Below are 15035 nucleotides of genomic sequence, written 5' to 3' on the forward strand. Positions count from 1 at the left end.
CATGCTCGAAGTAGATGCCATCGACAGCTTTTACGGGCAGAGCCAGGTTCTGTTCAACATGTCCCTGACGGTAAAGGAGGGGGAAGTCGTCACCCTGATGGGCCGAAACGGCATGGGGAAAACAACGACCATCCGCTCGATCATGGGTCTGACACCTGCGCGAAAAGGCAGCATCAAGTTCAGGAATACGGATATAACGGCCCACTCCCCGTACCGTATTGCCCGCATGGGTATCGGGCTAGTTCCTGAAGGCCGGATTATATCGCCCAACCTGAATGTCGAGGAAAACCTGGTGGCGACGGCGCATGCCGGTCCGTCCGGCAACGGCCGATGGACATTGGAGGCAATCTGGACGCTTTTTCCCAAGCTTCAGGAACGCAAGCATAGCATGGGAAGCCAGCTCTCCGGCGGAGAGCAGCAAATGCTTGCTATTGCTCGCGCGCTCATGACCAATCCCGATATCCTCCTGCTCGACGAAGCGACGGAAGGGCTTGCGCCGCTCATCCGCCAGGAAATCTGGCAATGCCTTTTCAGCCTGAAAAAAGAAGGCCAGGCCATTCTGGTGATCGACAAGAACATCCGCGCCCTCGCCGATATCGCGGACCGCCACTATATCATAGAGAAAGGCAGCATCGTTTGGGAAGGTTCAAGTCAGGCGTTACTGGAAAGCGAGGAAGTAAAGCATAAGTACCTTGGCGTATGACATGCAATTATCAATAGTATTTTTTTACAATAAATACTATTATTAAGCATAAACCCTCCGAAATAAATGAATATTTCTTATTTTCCATAATTTTTTGTATTGTCAGAAACTTTCTTTACTGACAAACGGGATCTTGCAAAGTAAAGTCTCAAAAAATTTCGTTGAGGGCAGTTCAATTGGTACCAAAAGACGATTTTGAGAAAGTCCGGATCAATGCGCAGAAGACATTGGCGCTGATGGAAGATCGGGGGATCCGGCAAACCCCTCACAATTATGCCATCTGGTATGAATATTTGCTGGGATCCAACCCTGACCTGACACGGGCCGTCAATGAACTAATTACCCAACACGGAAAGTATACGGACAAAATCGGCCTCGAACTTTACGAGCGCTTTTTTACCCGCGAAAAAGAAGGCCGCGTGATTCAGGAAACGAGCCGTCTGGTTCAGAAATCCATGGAAAACATGATGGGCAATCTGAATGAAAGCTCGGCCACCTATTCCGCCTATGGTAAAAACCTGAATAACTTTGCAGAGAAGGTTGAGGGTCTGAGTGGATCAGAACTGCAAGGCATTATCGACGAGATTGTCAGCCAGACCCACTCCATGTCCGGCAATACAATCAGTTTGCAACAGGGGATCGACAGCGCATCGCGTGAAATAGCGGACCTGAAAAGGCGGCTGCAGTTCGTTCAGCAGGAAGCCTATACCGACTCCCTGACCGGAATCGCCAATCGTAAATGTTTTGATGCGGAGCTTGCGAAGAAAGTTAATGAAGCGCAGGAAAGATCATCCAACCTATGCCTGATCATGGCTGACATCGATCATTTCAAGGGCTTTAACGATACCCATGGCCATACGTTCGGAGATCAGGTCATAAAGCTGGTGGCGTCGACACTGGCAAAAGGAATTGATGCAGACGCCGTCGCCGCCAGATACGGAGGTGAGGAGTTCAGCGTCATCCTTCCGGATACTGAACTATCGGAAGCCGTCAATATCGCGAATGATCTGCGTATGGCAATTTCCGCCAAAAAACTCATTAAGCGATCTACCAAAAAAGAAGTCGGAAAAATCACCATGTCGCTGGGGGTTGCGGCTTATGCCCAGCGAGAGAATGTATTGGCATTTGTCAACCGCGCAGATCAAGCCCTCTATTCAGCGAAGAAATCCGGCCGCAATTGCGTGAAACACTCCGAGCCCGCGCTCTCGCGGTAAATAATACTCACCCGCCACACCCTGATGTCCCGACAAATGCCGGCATAATTTTTAATCTTTCGATTATTCTGCATGCGGATAACCAATAAAATCCTGTTATCCCCTCGCCTATTCGATTAATCTCTGGCGAACACATTTTCGAAAAAACAACAATCAAGAAAGTAGGGGAGCCATGACCTACGCTACAATCAAATTCGATGTCCAAGATGGAGTCGCGAAAATTACCTTGAACCGACCGGACAAGCTCAATGCCTTCAGTGATGAGATGCATGAAGAACTCCGGGCGATCATGCCTGTATTGAAGGGGGACGACGTACGGGCCATCCTGATCACGGGTGAAGGCCGCGCTTTCGGTGCAGGGGCGGATCTGTCGCCTGACGCCTTGGGCGGTGACGGTGGATTCGACGCCGGGGAGACTCTGGAGAAAAACTACAATCCGCTGATCGTCTTCATCCGCACCATCGACAAACCCGTAATCGCTGCGGTTAATGGCATTGCCGCAGGGGCCAGCATGAGCCTCGCCCTCGCCTGCGACATCGTTCTGGCTGCCGAATCTGCGACGTTCCTGCAGGCATTCTGCCATATCGGCCTGGTACCGGATGCGGGCAGCACCTTCTTTCTACCGCGCCTTGTCGGTTCCGGTAAGGCCATGGGCCTCGCCATGATGGGCGACAAGATTCCCGCTGCGGAAGCCGAGAAGATGGGCCTGATCTGGAAAACCTACCCGGATGAAGAACTGATGCCCGCCGCCGAAGCACTGGCAAGCCGCATGGCGGTAGGTCCGACAAAGGGCTATGGACTGATCAAGCAGGCCATGAACGCCAGCCTCGACAACGATCTGCAAGCTCAGTTGGACCTCGAGCGCGATTACCAGCAGGTAGCCGGCCGCACGGAGGATTTCGTGGAGGGTGTCTCAGCGTTCCTCGGCAAACGGAAAGCCAGCTTCAAGGGCCGCTGACATGCCAGAGAATGAGGGCTTGAGCCCTGAAGATATCGCCAGAACCGTCGGCGAGACCATGTACCGCAAGGACACGGCGGCGCAGCACCTTGGCATTGCCCTGAAGGACATCGGTCCCGGACGCGCCATAATGACCATGCGCGTCGCCGATTTCATGCTGAACGGGCATAAAATCTGCCATGGCGGCTATGTTTTCACGCTCGCGGATACCGCCTTCGCCTATGCCTGCAATGCCTATAACCAGAATACCGTCGCACAAGGAGCGCAAATCAGCTTTCTCAAGGCCATCAAGCCCGATACCCTGCTCACTGCGAGCGCGATAGAAAAAAGCCGGACAGGACGTACCGGCCTTTATGACATAACCGTCCATGATGAGGACGGACAAACCGTTGCCTTGTTCCGGGGCAATTCTCACACGATCAAGGGACAGATGATCCCGGGTCTCACACAGAAAGAAGAAAAATGAAGAACGCCTATATTTGTGATGCAGTCAGAACTCCCATAGGTCGCTATGCCGGCAGCCTGTCTGCCGTTCGCACGGATGATCTTGGCGCCGTCCCGATCAAAGCCCTGATGGAGCGCAATCCGTCTGTCGACTGGGAGAAAGTCGATGATGTGATCTTCGGCAATGCCAATCAGGCAGGCGAAGACAACCGCAATGTCGCCCGGATGTGCGCCCTGCTCGCCGGGCTGCCGGAGAGCGTCGGCGGCGCCACGATCAATCGTCTGTGTGGCTCGGGCATGGATGCCACGGCCTCCATCGCGCGGCAGATCATGACCGGGGAAGCCAACCTTGGCATTTCCGGCGGTGTTGAAAGCATGAGCCGAGCGCCCTTCGTGATGGGCAAGGCAACGGAGCCTTTCTCGCGCAGCGCAGAGATTTTCGACACCACCATCGGCTGGCGCTTCGTCAACAAGAAGATGAAGGATCAGTACGGCATCGATTCCATGCCTGAAACCGCGGAGAATGTGGCGGAGGACTATCAGGTCCGGCGCGAGGATCAGGACCTCTTCGCCCTGCGCAGCCAGGAAAAGGCCGCAGCCGCACAGGCCAACGGTTCCTTTAATGATGAGATTGTTCCTGTCACGATTCCACAGCGCAAGGGCGATCCGATCATTGTGGATAAGGACGAGCATCCGCGCGCAACCACCATCGAGAAGCTTGCCGCCCTGAAAGCCCCGTTCCGGGCAGGCGGTTCGGTTACCGCCGGAAATGCCTCCGGTGTGAACGACGGCGCCTGCGCCATCCTGCTCGCCTCGGACGAGGCGATGAAGGAATATGGCCTGACCGCCAAGGCCCGCATACTGGGCGCCGCCACAGCCGGTGTCCCACCGCGCATCATGGGGATCGGCCCTGCCCCGGCCAGCCAGAAGCTGCTCGCCCGGCTCGGCCTCACCATGGACGACATGGATGTGATCGAGTTGAATGAAGCCTTTGCCGCGCAGGGCCTCGCCGTTATGCGGGAACTCGGCCTGAAGGATGATGATCCGCGCGTCAATCCGCTTGGCGGGGCAATTGCCCTTGGTCATCCGCTCGGCATGTCCGGCGCCCGGCTGCTGACCACCGCGATGTATCAGCTCCATCGCACTGGCGGGCGCTACGCGCTCTGCACCATGTGCATCGGTGTCGGCCAGGGGATCGCCACGGTTATCGAACGCGTATAACGAATGAGGGAGACATGCGCCTGACCCCACCGTCGAAGGACGAGCTTGATCCGATCGAGATAGCCAGCCGGGATGAAATCTCGGCCTTGCAACTGGACCGGCTCAAATGGAGCTTGGCGTATGCCTACCGGAATGTTCCGCTCTTTCGGGAGCGGTTCGATGCCGCCGGTGTTCACCCTGACGATCTGAAAACCCGGGAGGATATTGCGAAATTTCCCTTCTGCAAAAAGCAGGACCTTCGCGACAACTATCCCTTCGGCATGTTCGCCGTGCAGAAGGCCGACATTGTCCGGCTTCATGCCTCCTCCGGGACAACCGGCCGGGCGACGGTCGTCGGCTATACAGCGGGCGATATCGATAACTGGGCAAACCTCGTCGCCCGCTCCATCCGGGCTAGCGGCGGACGGCGCGAACATACAGTCCATGTGACCTATGGCTATGGCCTTTTTACGGGCGGGCTTGGCGCGCATTACGGGGCGGAAAAGCTAGGCTGTACTGTTGTCCCCATGTCGGGCGGCCAGACAGAACGTCAGGTTCAGATCATCAATGATTTCGGCGCCGATATCATCATGGTTACCCCATCCTACATGATGGCGATTGCGGAGGAGTTCGAGCGGCAGGGCCTTGATCCGCGCAAATCACCGCTCAAGGTCGGCATCTTCGGCGCCGAGCCCTGGAGCGAGGCAATGCGCCACGAAATCGAGGAACGCTTCGATATCGACGCACTCGATATCTATGGCCTGTCGGAGGTGATGGGCCCCGGCGTTGCCAGTGAGTGCATCGAGACCAAGGACGGCCCTGTCGTCTGGGAGGATCATTTTTACCCTGAAGTTATCGATCCTGAAACAGGAGAAGTCCTGCCCGATGGTGAGAAAGGAGAGCTTGTCTTCACCACACTCACGAAGGAGGCCTTTCCGGTAGTCCGCTATCGCACCGGCGACCTCACCCGCCTGTTGCCGGGCACAGCGCGGTCCATGCGCCGCATAGAAAAAATCACGGGACGCACGGATGACATGCTGATCATCCGTGGCGTCAACCTCTTCCCGTCGCAGGTCGAGGAACTGGTAGTTCAGACGGAGGGGCTGTCCGCCCACTATGTGCTGGAGGTCCGGCGGGAAAGCGCCCTGGATACCCTCACCGTGCGAGTCGAACATGCCCTCGCAGGCTCTTCTGATCCAGCGGCGGCTACAAATCTGCAACAACGCATCAAGAATATTCTTGGGGTGACCGCAACAATTGACATCTGCGCCCCGGGCTCGATCGAACGATCGCTTGGCAAGGCGAAGCGGGTGAATGACCTCAGGAAAACATAGAGTTAGACGATGACAACAAATTTCCCTGGGTTTCCAAAAGAGCTCCTCCGGTTTTATGCCGAACTGATCGAGAATAACAATCGAGACTGGTTCACGAAGAACAAACAGCGTTACAAGGAAGTTGTCGTCTATCCGATGTGCGATTTTATCGAGGCCATGGCGCCGCGGCTTGAAGCCATCGCACCCATGTATATTGCCGATGCTCGCCCGAATGGCGGATCAATGTTCCGGATCTATCGTGATGTCCGTTTCTCCCGCGATCCCAAACCTTATAAAGAGCATCTCGCCTGCCAGTTTCGTCATCAGGCGGGCCGCGACGCCCATGCGCCGGGGTATTATGTGCATATCGCACTGGACGGCGTCAGGTTTGGTGGCGGAATATATCTGCCTCCTGCCTTCGCCCTTAAAGCTATTCGCCAGGCCATTGATGAAAATCCGGAAAAATGGCGGAAGGTAAAAGCCGACCCTGACTTTCAAAATACATTTGACGGCATCCGGGGCGATAGCCTGAAACGCGCGCCGAAAGGATTCTCGCCGGATCATCCGGAGATCGAGGATCTGAAGCGCAAAACCCTCTTCATCACCAAGCCGCTCAGCTCCGTTGAGCGTATCACACGACCTGACTTCATCGAGGAAGTCGATGATGTCTTCCAGAAGGCAACGCCCTTCATGCGCTTTCTCACCAACGCGGTTGACCTTCCTTTTTAGATAATCCGCACACGCCGTCCGGCCTTAACCTATCATTAAGAGTATTTTCCTAAAATTATCGGCATATCGGAATGTTGGCTTCGTGCAAGGATAGACGCCATGATGAACACAATTGAATTACACCCGGATACAGCTGTGGATTTATACAGCACGGCTCATAACCTGATCATCCATCAGGGAGAAAATGCCATCGACATGCTGCATGCCGAAGCGCAGACCTTGCGTGAGAACAGCGAGGCAGAGGAAGACCTCTACGCCTGCATCGAACTCATTCGTGTGGTTGGGGAACTGATCGACATGGAGATCGCTGGCCCCATTCACTAGGATTTCATCCGAAGGACATAAAAAAGGCGGCACTTAAAATGCCGCCTTTTTTATTGAAATACGAACGCCTAGCTTTGCAGAACGACGCGACCGACGACCTTTCCGGCGCGCAGGTCCTCCAGCGTGTTATAGGCTTCCTTCATCGGACGCGGAACAATGGTGAGTTCACTGAGCTTCCCCGCTTTTGCAAGTTCCATCAGTTCCCGCATTTCACGAAGGTTGCCGACATAGCTTCCCTCGACGGATATCGCCTTGATCGGGAACATGGGAAGCGGCATAGAGAAGCCTCCACCGAACAGCCCGACGATTACCAACTTCCCGCCTTTCGCAAGGACCTTGGCGCCAAAGGCCGCGCTGCTCTCGGCTCCGACAAAATCGATGGTGGCGTTCACACCGCCCCCTGTCGTGCCCATGAAACTTTTAAAGGCAGCCGGATCGGAAGGATCAATTGCCGCAACCGCCCCCGCTTCAATTCCGGCTTCGCGTTTTGCCGGATCGATATCCGCGACGTAAATCTCGGCATCGGTGACGGATTTTGCAATTGCCATCGCTGCAAGGCCGACACCGCCCGCTCCCATAATCAGCAGCTTCCCGCCGTCCGTGCGGGATTTTACCTTGTTGAGCGCGCTATAAGCCGTCAGGCCGGAGCATGTATAGGTGCATGCCAATTCCTTGGGAAGAGCGCCGTAATCGAGCAGATAACGTGAATGCGGTACGATCAGAGTGTCGGAATATCCTCCTGCCACGTCAATGCCGAGCTGACGCGGACGGTTACAGAGCTGCTCCTCACCCGAGGCGCAGATCGCGCATTCCCCGCAGCCGATCCACGGATAGACGACGCGCTTGTCACCGACTTTTACGTCCGTCACATTTTCACCGACCCCCGTTACTGTACCGACAATTTCATGACCAAGCGTAAAGGGAAGCTCCCGCCCACCCTTGATGTTAAGCTGCTTGCCATTGCCGAGATCAAAATGCCCTTCCCAAATATGGATATCACTGTGGCAGACACCACAGGCCGTGACATCCATCAGGACTTGATCTCCCATTGCGACGGGAGCGTCGCCGGTGTTTTCCACCAGCGGCGCCCCGTATTCTTCAAACTGATAGCTCTTCATTTTTTCCTCCCAGATTTCTTGAAGCTCAGCGATCAGGCAATATTGATCCAAGTCGTTTTCAACTGAGTGTATTTTTCAAGAGCATGAAGAGAGCGATCCCGGCCGTTGCCCGACTGCTTATATCCGCCGAACGGCGTCGACATATCGACATCATCATAGGTATTGACCCAGACCGTCCCGGCCCGAAGCGCCTGTGCTAGCTGATGCGCCTTCGAGATATCCCGCGTCCAGACAGAAGCGGCCAGACCGTATATGGTGTCATTGGCGATCTTGATCCCCTCTTCCATATCCTTGAAGGTGATCGTACTGACAACCGGGCCGAAGATCTCTTCCCTCGCAATGGTCATGTCGTTTGACACATTATCGAAAATCGTCGGTTCGATATAGAAGCCCCCCGTTTCCTGCATGACCTGCTTGCCGCCGTAATGCAGCTTTGCACCTTCTTCCTGGCCTTTGCCAATATAGCCCATGACGCGTTCCGTCTGATTTTTATCGACCATCGCGCCGACAATCGTCTTGGCATCCAGCGGATCACCCGGCTGGAGGGTTTTCGCGACATTCGCGATCTTCTCAACCAGTTCGTCCTTGATGCTGTCCTGCACGACAACGCGGGAAGCCGCTGTGCAGACTTCACCCTGGTTGAAGAAGACGCCCATGGCGATTTTCTTCGCGGCAAGGTCAAGATCCGCGTCCCCCATAACCAGACTCGGGCTCTTGCCGCCGCATTCCAGACCAATGGCTTTCAGGTTGCTTTCCCCCGAATAACGCATAAACAGCTTGCCAACCTCAGTCGAACCCGTGAACGCCAGCGCATCCACATCCATATGACGGCCAAGAGCCTGTCCAGCAGTTTCACCGAAACCGGGAAGGACATTGAAAACGCCTTCAGGAATACCGGCTTCAACCGCCAGTTCCGCAATCCTGAGCGCCGTCAGCGGGGACTGCTCCGCCGGTTTCAGGATCACGCTGTTACCAGCCGCCAGTGCCGGAGCAAATTTCCATGCGCCCATCAGCAACGGGAAGTTCCACGGAACCACACAGGCGACGACACCAATCGGTTCCCGCGTGATGAGCGCGAGAGAACGACGGCGGTCCGTCGGGGCAATTTCATCATAGAGCTTGTCAATCGCCTCGGCATACCAAGAGATACTGCCCGCAGATCCCGGGATATCGACGGCGCCGGCCCATTTTACGGGCTTGCCCATGTCCAGACATTCCAGCAGCGCCAGTTCATCCTTGTTCTTCATGATCAGACCGGCAAACTTCTGAAGAACCGCCTTGCGCTTGGCGGGCGCAGCGCGAGACCAGGCGCCGGATTCGAAGGCGGCGCGCGCGGCAGTCACAGCGCGGTTCACATCCTCAACATCACAGGAGGCAACCTGTGTCAGGACACGGCCATCAAGCGGGCTGACGCAATCAAATGTTTTGCCGGAAGCGGCGTCGACATACTGGCCATTGATAAAGGCCTTGTTCCGGATCGAAATTTCACTTTCAAGCTTCTGCCAGTCTTCTCGTGTCGGGGTAGGTGCTGCGGACATACTTTTTCCTCTTTATTTTATTGATGTCAGACATAATTTTTTCTTGTACAGAAAATAACGAAAGCCCCGGGCTCATGAAAGCCTTTTTCTTACAATGACAATACCGAAAGCCCTCCGCCGGTGAAAGACTTAGTTTGCCGGTGGACAAAAAATATTTTCCGCCGACGCGCTGACAGTCATTCTTCCTTGATATATAGCTACTTCTTACTGAATTCTCATAATTTCGATAGGCACTTTTTATGGTACCCGGAAATATCAACCTCACCCAGCTCCAGACATTTCTATGGGTCTCTTCCTTGCGTAGCTTTCGCAAGACGGCCGAAAAAATGAACACGACACAGCCCGCAATATCTTCCCGGATCGCCAGGCTGGAGGAAACGCTAGGTGTCCGCCTGTTCGAGAGGGATACAGGCTTCATTCATCTGACGGCAAAAGGGCTTGAGCTTCTGCCCTATGCCGAGAAACTTCTCAGAACATCCGCCATGCTGGTGGACCGGATCAGCCAGAATGAGGATTATGTCGGTATATTGCGTCTTGGCGTTTCAGAGGCGATCGTCCATACGTTCCTGCCAGATTTTCTAACCGGCCTGCGTCAGAAGTTTCCGGAAATTGAGGTGGACATCGTTGTTGATGCAACTGCGAATCTGCGCCGGGAGCTGATCGAGCGCTCAATCGACTTTGCCTTGCTGATGGGGCCGGTGACAGATTACCAGATTGAAAACCACGATCTGATCGAGTTTGATGTTATCTGGGCCGCAGCCCCGTCCCTCAAAATCGACACGGATAGTGAATTGTCTTTGGATGAATTGGCCACCACCCCACTCATCACCTATGCGCGAAACACGCGGCCCTATGCCGACCTGTCGCGGCAGCTTCGCAAGAACATGGAATTGCCCGCCCGCATTTACTCCTCCAGCTCACTTGCGGCTATTCACAGGATGGCTCTGGATGGTGTCGGTATTGCACATCTGCCGCGTCAGATGATACAGGCGGATATTGTAAACGGCCGCCTAAAGCAGGTACAATGTGTCTGGCACCCGCCCAGCCTTAAATTCACGGCGTCCTACCCGACCGAACCTTATAGCCCCGTGACCGAGAAAATCGTACAGCATGCTTTGGAAGTTGCTCGCGAATACCGCAAGCAGATAGAAACCCTTGTCCCCCTCACCGTACAGTGAGAATGACGGAAAACACGGCAACATATGGCGCATCCATACTATTGTTGCAGTTTAATCTTGCCTAATGTTACGGTGTCATGACAAAAGACCATCACCGTCACCTGTCAGGGGAATTTTCGTCTTAGGCTCCTGACGAAATGGGCATAAAGCCCGAGAGTAAATGTTAGAGCGAGAAATGAGTACCTACGTTTTTTCCGTTTACAATACCGAAGCGCGTAATGCGCTCGACAACAACCAGGAACATCCCCATATTTCAATGCGCTGGGCCACTCCGTGCCGTTTTGCCATCGAAGCGGAAAATCCGCAAAAGGCAGAGACCTGCATTAAGGAAAAGTATCCCCGCGAAGAGGGTTTTGTGACCAAACGCCTGAACTGATCTTCACGTGGATCCGATGGCGGCATTCGGGGGCGCATAATAACTGCCTCAACGGTTTGGCCTGCTCAAATGTACGTCTTTTCATCTCCTCAAAAGGAAGCGAGACCCATGACAAACAAACAAAAAATAATAAGCGAATCAAAGGGACCCGTTACAACCATCATCGTCAACAGGCCGGAAGTACGGAACGCACTTGATCAGGAATCGATGGAACTCCTCACGCTTGCCTATCGTGCGTTCGAAGCGGATGACAGTCAGCGCGTCGCCGTTGTTACCGGTGCAGGCGGGGCATTTTGTGCAGGCGCCGATCTGAAAGAAGCCTCCAAACGGGTTGATTACAAAGCCTGGGCCGGCCATCAGGACGGTCCGTTTCACAAGCCGCTATCAAAGCCGCTGATCGGGGCCATTGCCGGTCATGCCTGCGCCGGCGGCATGGGCCTCGCCCTTCACTGCGATATCCGTATTGCCGAGGAAACGGCTGTTTTCGGTATATTCTGCCGTCGCTGGGGTGTCCCGATGAGCGACGGGACGCCGGTCCGCCTGCCCCGTGTTATCGGGATGGGTCGCGCTCTCGATATGATGCTGACCGGACGGCCGGTTCCCGCAGATGAGGCGCTGTCTATGGGACTTGTCACACGTGTCGTCCCGACCGGCATGGCGCGTGCCGCCGCAGAGGAACTTGCCCTACAAATTGCAGATTTTCCACAAATCGCCATGCTGTCGGACCGGGAAAGCGTTTACATGCAGGAAGGCAAAACCGACGCGGAAGCCGTTCAGTTCGAGATGATGGCCGCGGAGGAAGCGAAACAGAGGGAAGCAAAAGCCGGTGCCGCCCGCTTTGCCGCCGGCGAGGGCCGTCACGGTGCTTTTTGATAGTTCCCGAAAACCGGATATCCCCTCCAGGGCTTGATCGCCCGCAAGGCGAAAATTGACCGCATGCTCGCCACATGCGGCAGCTTTGCGAGGCAGTTCCTGTGGATGCGGTCATAGTCCCGTACATCGCTGGCGGTAACCCGCATGATGTAGTCAGCATTGCCGGTCGTCAGATGACATTCCAGAATTTCATCATAGGTCATCACCGCTTTTTCAAAAAAATCCAGCGTCTCCTGGCTTTGCGATGTCAGAGAGATTTCGACAAAAACATCGACCTCCAGGCCCAATGAGCGCTTATCCAGCCGCGCCATATAACCATCAATAACGGCCGCATCCTCCAGCAGCTTGATGCGGCGGTGGCAGGCCGACAGGGAGAGGTTTACCCGCTCTGCGATCTCAGAAATAGGCTGGCTCGAGTCCCGCTGCAACTCCAGCAAAATCTGCCGATCAAAGTTATCCATTGGAATTTTTCCCGTTATCTATTCTATTTATCGGAATTTATACTAAAAAAATTCATAGACAAAATAATTTTCGGAAATAATTTCACGCGAAAAATCGTACAATTCTTGTCTTCGAAATTGATCTGTCTGGGGGAGAAAACAGCATGATCGTCGGAACACCCAAGGAAATCAAAAACCATGAATACCGCGTCGGACTGACACCGGAAAGCGCCGGGGAACTTGTTACCCGCGGCCATGAAGTGCTGGTGGAGACGAATGCAGGCCGCGATATCGGCGCATTCAACGAGGATTACGAGGCCGTCGGCGCGAAAATAGTCGGCACCGCCGAAGAAATTTTCGCCCGCGCCGAAATGGTCGTCAAGGTAAAGGAACCCCAGGCGATTGAGCGTGCCATGCTGCGCGAAGGCCAGATTTTATATACCTATTTGCATCTTGCGCCGGACCCGGAGCAGACTCATGATCTGATAAAATCAGGCGCTGTCTGCATTGCTTATGAGACGGTCACGGATAATGCAGGCGGTCTTCCGCTTTTGAAACCAATGAGCCAAGTCGCCGGTCGCATGTCGGTCCAGGCCGGCGCGGCGGCACTTGAAAAATCCCATGGTGGACGCGGGGTCCTGCTTGGCGGTGTCCCGGGTGTTGCGCCGGGCAAGGTCGTAATTATTGGCGGGGGCGTAGTCGGATTCAATGCGGCCCAGATGGCGATAGGGCTGCATGCGGATGTCACGATCCTCGATCGTAATCCGGTCGCGCTTGAACGACTCGAAAATCATTTTGAATCGTCTGCCAAGGTGATTTATTCCACCAACGCCCTTCTCGAACGGCTGGTGATGGAGGCCGATCTGGTGATTGGCGCCGTGCTTATTCCCGGCGCTGCTGCGCCGAAGCTGGTTACCCGCGAAATGCTGGCCACCATGCAGGAGGGAGCTGTCATCGTTGATGTGGCGATTGACCAGGGCGGTTGCTTTGAAACGTCAAAGCCGACAACCCATGCAGACCCAACCTATGTTGTCGACGGTGTCGTTCATTATTGTGTCGCCAATATGCCGGGTGGCGTTGCCAGAACCTCGACTTACGCGCTTAACAACGTCACCCTGCCCCATGCCCTGCGCATTGCAGACAAGGGTTGGAAACAGGCCCTACAGGACGACCGGCATCTAGCAAACGGTCTGAATGTCTGGAACGGCAAGATTACCTGCGATCCTGTCGCGCGTGATCTCGGCCTCGATTACACGCCAGTCGAGACTGCCTTGCAGAGCTGATCTGTTCAGCTCGCGGCGGCAGGGCGGTTAAACCGCAGCTGAAGCAAAAGCAAGGTAAAGCTGAACGTTAATGCGTAGTTGGGCAGCGCAAATATTATGATGTTTCTGATGATATCGGCCATAACGGATGCCCGGCGATCCCCAAACTTTGCCATCAGGTTTCTGTTTTTCGGATGAGTAGCAGTCCCGCAAGCAGCAATCCACAGAAACAGTTGGCGACCCCGGCACGACTCGAACGTGCGACCTATTGATTAGAAGTCAATTGCTCTATCCAGCTGAGCTACGGGGCCGTTATTCTGCTAAATTCGATCTGTCGCTAGCCGCGAACCCGGGTATAGGCGAAGTTTTCCGCATAGGCCTTAAGATGAAGGCGGCGCTTCTTGGCTTCAAAAACCGTGTAGGGTATATTGTTCAACTCGCAAAAAGCGATGGCACTTTCCTTGTCGTCAAAATCGACTATCACCTGCGAATTCATGTCCCGTGACCCGGTCCATCCCATCAGCGGTTCAATATATCTCGCTTCGGAAGGTGCATATTCAAGCCGCCAGTGCTTGGTCCCCTTGCGGCCCGACTGCATGGCGTTTTTCGCCGGTTGGAAAATTCTCGCCTTCATTGTCATCGCTCAACTACTCTCCAGTATGGCTGAAGACTTCAGCAGGCACATAGTCCAGTTCGCCAAAGCCCGGCGCTTCCCAGTAAAGCTCCAATGTCGCAGTGTTCTTCTTTTCGAAATATTTGATATGGACCGGATACCAGCCCGGCTCCGAAATCTCAACAATTATTTCATCGGAAAAGCGATCGGCATGAACATCCGGATCCTCATAGATCAGCCTGTCACCAATCGAGACCCAGACACCGTCATTTGAGTGCACCATAAAGACATAACGGCCGGGCTGTTCCAACTTGATGAATCCCTTGATAATCGCTCCAACCATATCGTTGCTTTTCGCCGTCAAGACATTCCCTTGACCCACCTGATAATTCAGCATCGGAATGGGCTCACCCGGCTGGCCATCCATATAGCCCATGTTCTCTTCAAGCTCTTTAATGCTGTCGACCTTCACCCCGTAATAGGTGACCGCGAGGCCCGGCTTGAGGTTGGCGGCATCTGGTTGCGGCGAGGCCGGCTTGAGATCGGCAAATGTTTCCGCCTGCGCGAAAGCAGGTACCATAAAAAGGCCCAGCAGAAGAATGGCGACGCGCGCCTGCTGTATAACCAGCTTTTGCATAACACTCTCGTTCATCTGCCCGTCACCTCCTCAATTGTAAATCTTTATAATATTCTATTGAAAATTTACCTGACGGCAACGGAAAGCGCAACAACCCGACATTCTTCATAAAATC

17 protein-coding genes and 1 tRNA gene are annotated in these 15035 nt (G+C 54.4%); 12 read left to right on the forward strand and 6 right to left on the reverse strand.

Annotation, left to right across the window (positions count from 1 at the left end; translation table 11 throughout):
• Position 1 precedes the first annotated feature (1 nt).
• From AAC599_RS07105 to AAC599_RS07140, 8 genes are all read left to right on the forward strand, one after another.
• The gene (locus AAC599_RS07105; RefSeq protein WP_340149712.1) at positions 2-703 is read left to right on the forward strand and encodes an ABC transporter ATP-binding protein; all 702 of its coding nucleotides are present in this window, start codon (positions 2-4) and stop codon (positions 701-703) included.
• A 176-nt stretch (positions 704-879) separates the two neighbouring features.
• Positions 880-1917: a GGDEF domain-containing protein gene (locus AAC599_RS07110; protein ID WP_340149713.1), complete on the forward strand. Its 1038-nt coding sequence runs from the start codon at positions 880-882 to the stop codon at positions 1915-1917.
• Positions 1918-2089: 172 nt separating this feature from the next.
• Positions 2090-2875, forward strand: a complete 786-nt coding sequence (locus AAC599_RS07115; RefSeq protein ID WP_340149714.1) for an enoyl-CoA hydratase-related protein — start codon at positions 2090-2092, stop codon at positions 2873-2875.
• A 1-nt stretch (position 2876) separates the two neighbouring features.
• Entirely contained in the window at positions 2877-3341 is a 465-nt protein-coding gene (gene paaI, locus AAC599_RS07120) for a hydroxyphenylacetyl-CoA thioesterase PaaI (RefSeq protein ID WP_340149715.1), read from the forward strand.
• Positions 3338-4540 (forward strand): 3-oxoadipyl-CoA thiolase, encoded by a 1203-nt coding sequence (pcaF, locus tag AAC599_RS07125; RefSeq protein ID WP_340149716.1) that lies wholly within the window; start codon positions 3338-3340, stop codon positions 4538-4540. The genes paaI and pcaF overlap by 4 nt, the downstream gene beginning before the upstream one ends.
• A 14-nt stretch (positions 4541-4554) precedes the next feature.
• A complete protein-coding gene (gene paaK, locus AAC599_RS07130) occupies positions 4555-5853 on the forward strand; it encodes a phenylacetate--CoA ligase PaaK (protein ID WP_340149717.1) in 1299 nt (432 codons plus the stop codon).
• Between the two features lie 9 nt (positions 5854-5862).
• Positions 5863-6561 (forward strand): DUF2461 domain-containing protein, encoded by a 699-nt coding sequence (locus AAC599_RS07135; RefSeq protein ID WP_340149718.1) that lies wholly within the window; start codon positions 5863-5865, stop codon positions 6559-6561.
• A 99-nt stretch (positions 6562-6660) separates the two neighbouring features.
• Positions 6661-6885 (forward strand): hypothetical protein, encoded by a 225-nt coding sequence (locus AAC599_RS07140; RefSeq protein WP_293962736.1) that lies wholly within the window; start codon positions 6661-6663, stop codon positions 6883-6885.
• 68 nt (positions 6886-6953) lie between these two features.
• On the opposite strand, the gene AAC599_RS07145 is transcribed toward AAC599_RS07140, so the two are convergent.
• Both AAC599_RS07145 and AAC599_RS07150 read right to left on the reverse strand, forming a co-directional pair.
• Positions 6954-8003, reverse strand: coding sequence for an alcohol dehydrogenase (locus AAC599_RS07145; RefSeq protein ID WP_340149719.1), 1050 nt, complete (start codon positions 8001-8003; stop codon positions 6954-6956).
• Positions 8004-8035: 32 nt separating this feature from the next.
• On the reverse strand, positions 8036-9541 hold the full coding sequence (locus AAC599_RS07150) for an aldehyde dehydrogenase (RefSeq protein ID WP_340149720.1): 1506 nt from the start codon (positions 9539-9541) through the stop codon (positions 8036-8038).
• A gap of 239 nt (positions 9542-9780) precedes the next feature.
• Between AAC599_RS07150 and AAC599_RS07155 the strand changes: the two genes are divergently transcribed.
• From AAC599_RS07155 to AAC599_RS07165, 3 genes are all read left to right on the forward strand, one after another.
• Positions 9781-10719 (forward strand): LysR family transcriptional regulator, encoded by a 939-nt coding sequence (locus AAC599_RS07155; protein WP_340149721.1) that lies wholly within the window; start codon positions 9781-9783, stop codon positions 10717-10719.
• A 175-nt stretch (positions 10720-10894) separates the two neighbouring features.
• Positions 10895-11095 (forward strand): hypothetical protein, encoded by a 201-nt coding sequence (locus AAC599_RS07160; RefSeq protein WP_340149722.1) that lies wholly within the window; start codon positions 10895-10897, stop codon positions 11093-11095.
• Positions 11096-11203: 108 nt separating this feature from the next.
• Entirely contained in the window at positions 11204-11968 is a 765-nt protein-coding gene (locus tag AAC599_RS07165; RefSeq protein WP_340149723.1) for a crotonase/enoyl-CoA hydratase family protein, read from the forward strand.
• Here AAC599_RS07165 and AAC599_RS07170 read toward each other — a convergent pair.
• Positions 11953-12429 carry an Lrp/AsnC family transcriptional regulator gene (locus tag AAC599_RS07170; protein WP_340149724.1) on the reverse strand — a complete coding sequence of 159 codons (477 nt, stop codon included), beginning with the start codon at positions 12427-12429 and terminating at the stop codon, positions 11953-11955. The genes AAC599_RS07165 and AAC599_RS07170 overlap by 16 nt on opposite strands.
• A gap of 143 nt (positions 12430-12572) precedes the next feature.
• Between AAC599_RS07170 and ald the strand changes: the two genes are divergently transcribed.
• Positions 12573-13691, forward strand: coding sequence for an alanine dehydrogenase (ald, locus tag AAC599_RS07175; protein ID WP_340149725.1), 1119 nt, complete (start codon positions 12573-12575; stop codon positions 13689-13691).
• 213 nt (positions 13692-13904) lie between these two features.
• Here the strand turns inward: ald and AAC599_RS07180 are convergent.
• The 3 genes from AAC599_RS07180 to AAC599_RS07190 form a co-directional block, all read right to left on the reverse strand.
• Positions 13905-13981 (reverse strand) — tRNA-Arg (locus AAC599_RS07180).
• A gap of 26 nt (positions 13982-14007) precedes the next feature.
• Positions 14008-14310: an ETC complex I subunit gene (locus AAC599_RS07185; protein WP_340149726.1), complete on the reverse strand. Its 303-nt coding sequence runs from the start codon at positions 14308-14310 to the stop codon at positions 14008-14010.
• A gap of 7 nt (positions 14311-14317) precedes the next feature.
• The gene (locus AAC599_RS07190) at positions 14318-14935 is read right to left on the reverse strand and encodes a PA14 domain-containing protein (protein WP_340149727.1); all 618 of its coding nucleotides are present in this window, start codon (positions 14933-14935) and stop codon (positions 14318-14320) included.
• Between the last annotated feature and the right edge of the window lie 100 nt (positions 14936-15035).

It is taken from the genome of uncultured Sneathiella sp. (genome assembly GCF_963976355.1).
Taxonomy (GTDB): Bacteria; Pseudomonadota; Alphaproteobacteria; order Sneathiellales; family Sneathiellaceae; genus Sneathiella.

What these genes read in the sequence shown, in the direction of transcription:
- AAC599_RS07165 (WP_340149723.1), top strand. Translation starts at nt 11,204, where the DNA reads ATGACAAACAAACAAAAAATAATAAGCGAATCAAAGGGACCCGTTACA.
- ald (WP_340149725.1), top strand. Translation starts at nt 12,573, where the DNA reads ATGATCGTCGGAACACCCAAGGAAATCAAAAACCATGAATACCGCGTC.
- pcaF (WP_340149716.1), top strand. Translation starts at nt 3,338, where the DNA reads ATGAAGAACGCCTATATTTGTGATGCAGTCAGAACTCCCATAGGTCGC.
- AAC599_RS07115 (WP_340149714.1), top strand. Translation starts at nt 2,090, where the DNA reads ATGACCTACGCTACAATCAAATTCGATGTCCAAGATGGAGTCGCGAAA.
- paaK (WP_340149717.1), top strand. Translation starts at nt 4,555, where the DNA reads ATGCGCCTGACCCCACCGTCGAAGGACGAGCTTGATCCGATCGAGATA.
- AAC599_RS07185 (WP_340149726.1), bottom strand. Translation starts at nt 14,310, where the DNA reads ATGACAATGAAGGCGAGAATTTTCCAACCGGCGAAAAACGCCATGCAG.
- AAC599_RS07145 (WP_340149719.1), bottom strand. Translation starts at nt 8,003, where the DNA reads ATGAAGAGCTATCAGTTTGAAGAATACGGGGCGCCGCTGGTGGAAAAC.
- AAC599_RS07140 (WP_293962736.1), top strand. Translation starts at nt 6,661, where the DNA reads ATGATGAACACAATTGAATTACACCCGGATACAGCTGTGGATTTATAC.
- AAC599_RS07155 (WP_340149721.1), top strand. Translation starts at nt 9,781, where the DNA reads ATGGTACCCGGAAATATCAACCTCACCCAGCTCCAGACATTTCTATGG.
- AAC599_RS07170 (WP_340149724.1), bottom strand. Translation starts at nt 12,429, where the DNA reads ATGGATAACTTTGATCGGCAGATTTTGCTGGAGTTGCAGCGGGACTCG.
- AAC599_RS07150 (WP_340149720.1), bottom strand. Translation starts at nt 9,541, where the DNA reads ATGTCCGCAGCACCTACCCCGACACGAGAAGACTGGCAGAAGCTTGAA.
- AAC599_RS07160 (WP_340149722.1), top strand. Translation starts at nt 10,895, where the DNA reads ATGAGTACCTACGTTTTTTCCGTTTACAATACCGAAGCGCGTAATGCG.
- paaI (WP_340149715.1), top strand. Translation starts at nt 2,877, where the DNA reads ATGCCAGAGAATGAGGGCTTGAGCCCTGAAGATATCGCCAGAACCGTC.
- AAC599_RS07190 (WP_340149727.1), bottom strand. Translation starts at nt 14,935, where the DNA reads ATGAACGAGAGTGTTATGCAAAAGCTGGTTATACAGCAGGCGCGCGTC.
- AAC599_RS07135 (WP_340149718.1), top strand. Translation starts at nt 5,863, where the DNA reads ATGACAACAAATTTCCCTGGGTTTCCAAAAGAGCTCCTCCGGTTTTAT.
- AAC599_RS07105 (WP_340149712.1), top strand. Translation starts at nt 2, where the DNA reads ATGCTCGAAGTAGATGCCATCGACAGCTTTTACGGGCAGAGCCAGGTT.